Source organism: Limosilactobacillus vaginalis DSM 5837 = ATCC 49540 (assembly GCF_000159435.1).
Classification (GTDB): domain Bacteria; phylum Bacillota; class Bacilli; order Lactobacillales; family Lactobacillaceae; genus Limosilactobacillus; species Limosilactobacillus vaginalis.
Genome location: NZ_GG693412.1, coordinates 563,706 through 568,563, shown reverse-complemented (window position 1 = coordinate 568,563; position 4,858 = coordinate 563,706). Strand labels below are relative to the sequence as shown.

Here is a 4,858-nt window from a genome sequence, read left to right as displayed (position 1 = left end):
CTCAGTTGACTGTCATCGACTGTCACTCTTTACAACTTAAAAAGCTTGATACATCAGTATTTACCGATCCTAATGACAGTCATGACACTCTTTTACCTTACTTGTATATAGGAATAAAAATAGAAAAAAAGAGATATAGAGAAGAGTAGTAAATCAACCGACACGACCGTCATTAATCCTGACGAATCACTGATAAATCAACGTTTAGAAAGGATTTTACAAATGTTAGAAAAACGAATTGAAACTGCTTTTGTCAAAGCTACCCACCAACGTGGAGGTCTTTGCCTGAAGTTCACCTCACCATCTATGGCCGGAGTCCCTGATCGGTTAGTCCTCCTGCCTGATGGTCACATGGGCTTTGTAGAGATGAAAGCTCCTGGTAAACGCCCCCGACCACTCCAAGTGCAAAGGCTAAGCCAATTAAAACAACTTGGCTACCAGGTCTTTGTTTGTGACCAATTTGGACAGATTGGAGGAATGCTAGATGCAATACAAACCGCATGAATACCAACAATACGCAACTCAGTTTATTCTGGATCATCCTGTGGCAGCAATCTTGCTTGATATGGGACTAGGTAAAAGCGTCATTACCCTAACTGCTATTAAACAACTTATTCAGCAGGGGAAAGTTCAACGGGTATTAGTTATCGCTCCACTGCGCGTGGCTAAACAAACCTGGCCAGAAGAAATTGAAAAATGGGACCACTTAAAAGGCCTTACCTACTCGGTCATCACTGGTTCTAGGCTACAACGCATTAAAGCACTACAACAAGATGTCAACATTTATATCATCAATCGGGAAAACTTGAAATGGCTAATTGAATCCTCTGGTAATTCCTTTGACTACGACATGTTTGTGATCGATGAACTCTCTAGTTTTAAGTCTTACCGCTCACAACGCTTCAAAGCCCTCAAACGAGTACGACCTCTGATTAAACGCGTGGTTGGCTTAACAGGTACACCGTCGTCTAATGGCTTGATGGATCTGTGGGCGGAATTCCGCGTGCTGGACATGGGCCAACGACTTGGCCGCTTTATCTCATCTTACCGGATGAACTACTTTGACCCCGACAAGCGAAACATGTATCAAGTGTTTACCTACAAACCCAAGCCTGGCGCTGAGCAAAGTATCTACCGTGCCATTGATGACATCACCATTTCTATGAAGTCTAAGGACTACTTGAATCTGCCACCATTAACTATGAACACCGTTCCGGTAAAAATGAGTAATAGTGAGCAGGCAATCTATGATGAGCTTAATGCCCAGCTAGTAGTTTCAACCCAGGGTAAACAAATCGATGCCCTCAACGCAGCCAGTCTATCGAATAAACTTTGCCAGATGGCAAATGGTTGTGTCTACGACGACCAGCAGCAGATTGTTCAAATTCACCAGCGAAAACTTGATGCCCTTGAAGATTTGGTTGAAGCTGCTAATGGTAAACCTGTCTTGGTAGCTTACTGGTTCAAACATGATCTAATCCAGATTAAAAGTCGTTTCAAGGTTCGTGAGATCAAAACACCCCGTGACATTCAGGACTGGAATGCCGGTAAGATTCCTTTAGCTTTGATCCACCCCGCTTCTGCTGGTCATGGTCTTAACCTGCAGGCTGGTGGTGCTACCTTAATCTGGTATGGATTAACTTGGAGTCTGGAACTCTACCAGCAAACTAACGCTCGGCTCTGGCGGCAAGGGCAACGTCAACCAGTAGTTATCCACCACATCATCACTGAAGGCACCATTGACGAAAACATTCTGGCGGCCCTGAAACGCAAAGACAAAACCCAGTTAGCTTTAATTAACGCGGTGAAAGCCAACCTGAAAGGAAGTGTTATGGCATGAGTATCATGTGGAACTACTTAGACAAACGGCGAGCGACCGTCGCAGCCTTGAAAGATTACGATGGTATGAAGTTCATCATTGACTCTTACCAAGACGACCTGAAGCTAGCCAAGGAACAAATGATTGGTGTCAGTTCGCCACGCTACGGTTTCGTACCTGGCAGCAGTAAAAAAGATAACCCAACTGAGCATCGCCTGCTGCATGGCATCGATGAGACAACCAAGCTGAATGAACGCTACCAACAAGCCCAACTTTACTTCAAGTGGTTCGAGCCAGCCTGGCAAGAGTTATCTGAAGACGAGCGCTTTGTTTTAGATGTCTGCTATCGCACTCCAAACCAGTCAATGAACGAGGGACTAACCATCGTGATGGACAAGTACTTCATTGCTAAGACGACTGCTTACAATCAAAAGAACAAAGCACTCGATCACCTCACGCTCTTACTTTATGGATCCCATCATTAGAAAGGTAAAACGCAGAACAAACAATCAGCCTATCCATGTTACGATAGTAGTGTAGAAAATTAGGATAAAGGCATTTGCTTTATAACATTGAAGCCTGGCGGTGTAAACTGCTGGGCTTTTCTTATGCCCTCAGAAAAGAGGAGTGTCATGCCTTGCTCACCCAAGAAACCCTGTCGTTACCCTGGCTGCCCGCGACTAACCCACAACACTTATTGTGACGTCCATGCTAAGCAAGTCAGTTCTCACTACAATCGTTACCAACGACCAAAACGTAGTCGTCCGCGCTATCATCGTGGCTGGCCAAAGATCCGTCAACGCTACTTGCTCCACCATCCCTTCTGTGAGATGTGCCTGAGCCAAGGAAGGTATACCCAAGCCACCGAGGTCCATCACGTTCTGCCTCTGGAACACGGCGGCACCAACGAGTTCAAGAACCTGATGGCATTATGTAAGCCATGCCACTCCCGCATCACCGCCCAGATGGATGATCGGTGGCATAAAAAGCCACGTCGATATCATTACTAAATCACGGAGGGGGCCATCAAATCCTTAAAAATTTTTCGCGCGGGAGCGGGCCTGGGCCTTCGTGTACAAAAAATCGAAATCAAACGGGGTATTAACCCCTGCCGGAAGGAGGGAGAGATTTGGCTAAAGATGGTACGAATCGTGGTGGATCCCGAATTGGTGCTGGACGTAAACCTAAGTCACTTCACGATAAGCTCGAAGCTGGCCAAGAAGCAACCGTCATCGATTTGCCAGAACCAGCTAATCTGGAAGGTCACGTGATGCCGCCAGTCAAGAAGTACCTCAAGGCCAAACAGAAGAATGGTTTAGAATTTGACGCCGCTGATATTTTCAAAGAAACCTGGGAATGGTTGGTCGAGCGTGGTTGTGAAAAACTAGTTAACACTCAATTGATTGAACAATATGCCGTTAGTGTCAGCCGGTGGATTCAGTGTGAAGAATGCATCTCTAAGTTTGGTTTTCTCGCTCGCCACCCTACCACTGGTAATGCAATTGCTTCACCATATGTTTCCATGAGTCGTGACTACATGAAGCAATCGAGCCAATTATGGTTTCAGATTTTTCAAGTGGTTAAAGAAAACAATGCCACGACTTATCAAGGATCAACACCACAAGATGATGTCATGGAACGGCTCTTAAGAAGCCGGAAAGGAATGAACTAATGAAATTTGTTAAAAAGAAAATTACCGATTTAATCCCTGCCGATTACAATCCAAGGAAGGATCTCAAGCCTGGTGATCCTGATTATGAAAAATTAAAACACTCAATGAAAGAATTCGGCTACGTTGATCCAATCATCTGGAACCAGCAAACTGGTCGCGTGGTTGGCGGACACCAGCGGTTAAAGATTCTCCAGGATGAAGGGATCAAAGAAGCCGAGTGTGTTGTCGTTAATTTAAATGAAGACAAAGAAAAAGCTCTCAACGTTGCCCTCAATAAAATCAGCGGTGATTGGGATAAAGACAAGTTGGCCTTGCTAATGACTGACTTACAAGCCAGCGACTTGGATGTTTCCTTAACTGGCTTTGACGAGAATGAGATCTCAGACCTTCTTAGCACCGCTGACGATACGCATGATGATGATTTTGACGTTGATAGCGAATTGGATAAACCGACCTTTTCAAAGCCTGGTGACTTATGGCACTTAGGTAAACACACTTTATTATGTGGTGACGCTGCTAAAACAGAAAGCTACCAGAAATTACTGGGTGATCATAAGGTCAACCTAGTATTAACCGATCCTCCATACAATGTCGATTACTCTAGCAAAGCTGGCAAGATCAAGAATGATCATCAAGCCGATGACAAGTTCTACCAGTTTCTGCTTGCTGCTTTTCAAAATATGAATCAAGCGATGGCTAACGATGCCAGCATCTATGTATTTCACGCCGATACGGAAGGCCTTAACTTCCGCCGTGCTTTCCAAGATGCTGGTTTTTATTTATCCGGTTGCTGTATCTGGAAGAAGCAATCATTAGTACTTGGTCGTTCACCCTACCAGTGGCAACATGAACCCGTACTCTATGGATGGAAGAAAGATGGCAAACACGAATGGTACACCGGGCGAAAGGAATCCACCATCTGGGAATTCGATCGTCCTAAGCAGAGCAAGGAGCACCCGACTATGAAGCCGATTCCGCTGCTTGCCTACCCGATTATGAATTCTACCATGTCCAATTGTACCGTGTTGGACCCGTTCGGTGGTTCCGGTTCAACTCTGATTGCATGCGAGCAAACTAATCGGATTTGTTACATGATGGAACTCGATCCTAAATATTGCGATGTGATTGTGCAACGTTATATTGAACAGGTTGGTTCAAGCAAAAACGTTAGTGTGGAAAGAAATGGTAAAACTATTCTTTACAGCGCCTACAATAACAAAAAAGGTACTGATATTTCTATCAGTACCGAATAGTGTAAATCCTAAAAACCATACCAATTTAGCGTGAATTTCATTGTTTTATTAAACCAACACTAAATGATGTAGAGCCAGAAAAACAACATCAAAAACTCATCAACAGGATTTGTG

Annotated in this window: 6 protein-coding genes; all 6 read left to right on the top strand. The window is 44.4% G+C overall.

Translation table 11 applies throughout. From position 1 onward, the window contains the following. The first annotated feature begins 222 nt into the window (after window positions 1-222). The 6 genes from HMPREF0549_RS02580 to HMPREF0549_RS02555 all read left to right on the top strand — a co-directional run bounded on the left by HMPREF0549_RS02580 (window position 223) and on the right by HMPREF0549_RS02555 (window position 4,744). Window positions 223-504 (top strand): VRR-NUC domain-containing protein, encoded by a 282-nt coding sequence (locus HMPREF0549_RS02580; protein ID WP_003716703.1) that lies wholly within the window; start codon window positions 223-225, stop codon window positions 502-504. Then, window positions 485-1,840, top strand: coding sequence for an SNF2-related protein (locus HMPREF0549_RS02575; RefSeq protein ID WP_003716702.1), 1,356 nt, complete (start codon window positions 485-487; stop codon window positions 1,838-1,840). Before HMPREF0549_RS02580 ends, HMPREF0549_RS02575 begins: the two co-directional genes overlap by 20 nt. Next, window positions 1,837-2,304, top strand: coding sequence for a hypothetical protein (locus tag HMPREF0549_RS02570; protein ID WP_003716701.1), 468 nt, complete (start codon window positions 1,837-1,839; stop codon window positions 2,302-2,304). The genes HMPREF0549_RS02575 and HMPREF0549_RS02570 overlap by 4 nt, the downstream gene beginning before the upstream one ends. A 123-nt stretch (window positions 2,305-2,427) precedes the next feature. Then, a complete protein-coding gene (locus HMPREF0549_RS10195) occupies window positions 2,428-2,829 on the top strand; it encodes an HNH endonuclease (protein WP_445013407.1) in 402 nt (133 codons plus the stop codon). A 119-nt stretch (window positions 2,830-2,948) separates the two neighbouring features. Then, window positions 2,949-3,491, top strand: coding sequence for a P27 family phage terminase small subunit (locus HMPREF0549_RS02560; protein WP_003716699.1), 543 nt, complete (start codon window positions 2,949-2,951; stop codon window positions 3,489-3,491). Continuing rightward, window positions 3,491-4,744 (top strand): site-specific DNA-methyltransferase, encoded by a 1,254-nt coding sequence (locus HMPREF0549_RS02555; protein WP_003716698.1) that lies wholly within the window; start codon window positions 3,491-3,493, stop codon window positions 4,742-4,744. Before HMPREF0549_RS02560 ends, HMPREF0549_RS02555 begins: the two co-directional genes overlap by 1 nt. Window positions 4,745-4,858 lie beyond the last annotated feature (114 nt).

What these genes read in the sequence shown, in the direction of transcription:
- HMPREF0549_RS02580 (WP_003716703.1), top strand. Translation starts at nt 223, where the DNA reads ATGTTAGAAAAACGAATTGAAACTGCTTTTGTCAAAGCTACCCACCAA.
- HMPREF0549_RS02575 (WP_003716702.1), top strand. Translation starts at nt 485, where the DNA reads ATGCAATACAAACCGCATGAATACCAACAATACGCAACTCAGTTTATT.
- HMPREF0549_RS02570 (WP_003716701.1), top strand. Translation starts at nt 1,837, where the DNA reads ATGAGTATCATGTGGAACTACTTAGACAAACGGCGAGCGACCGTCGCA.
- HMPREF0549_RS10195 (WP_445013407.1), top strand. Translation starts at nt 2,428, where the DNA reads ATGCCCTCAGAAAAGAGGAGTGTCATGCCTTGCTCACCCAAGAAACCC.
- HMPREF0549_RS02555 (WP_003716698.1), top strand. Translation starts at nt 3,491, where the DNA reads ATGAAATTTGTTAAAAAGAAAATTACCGATTTAATCCCTGCCGATTAC.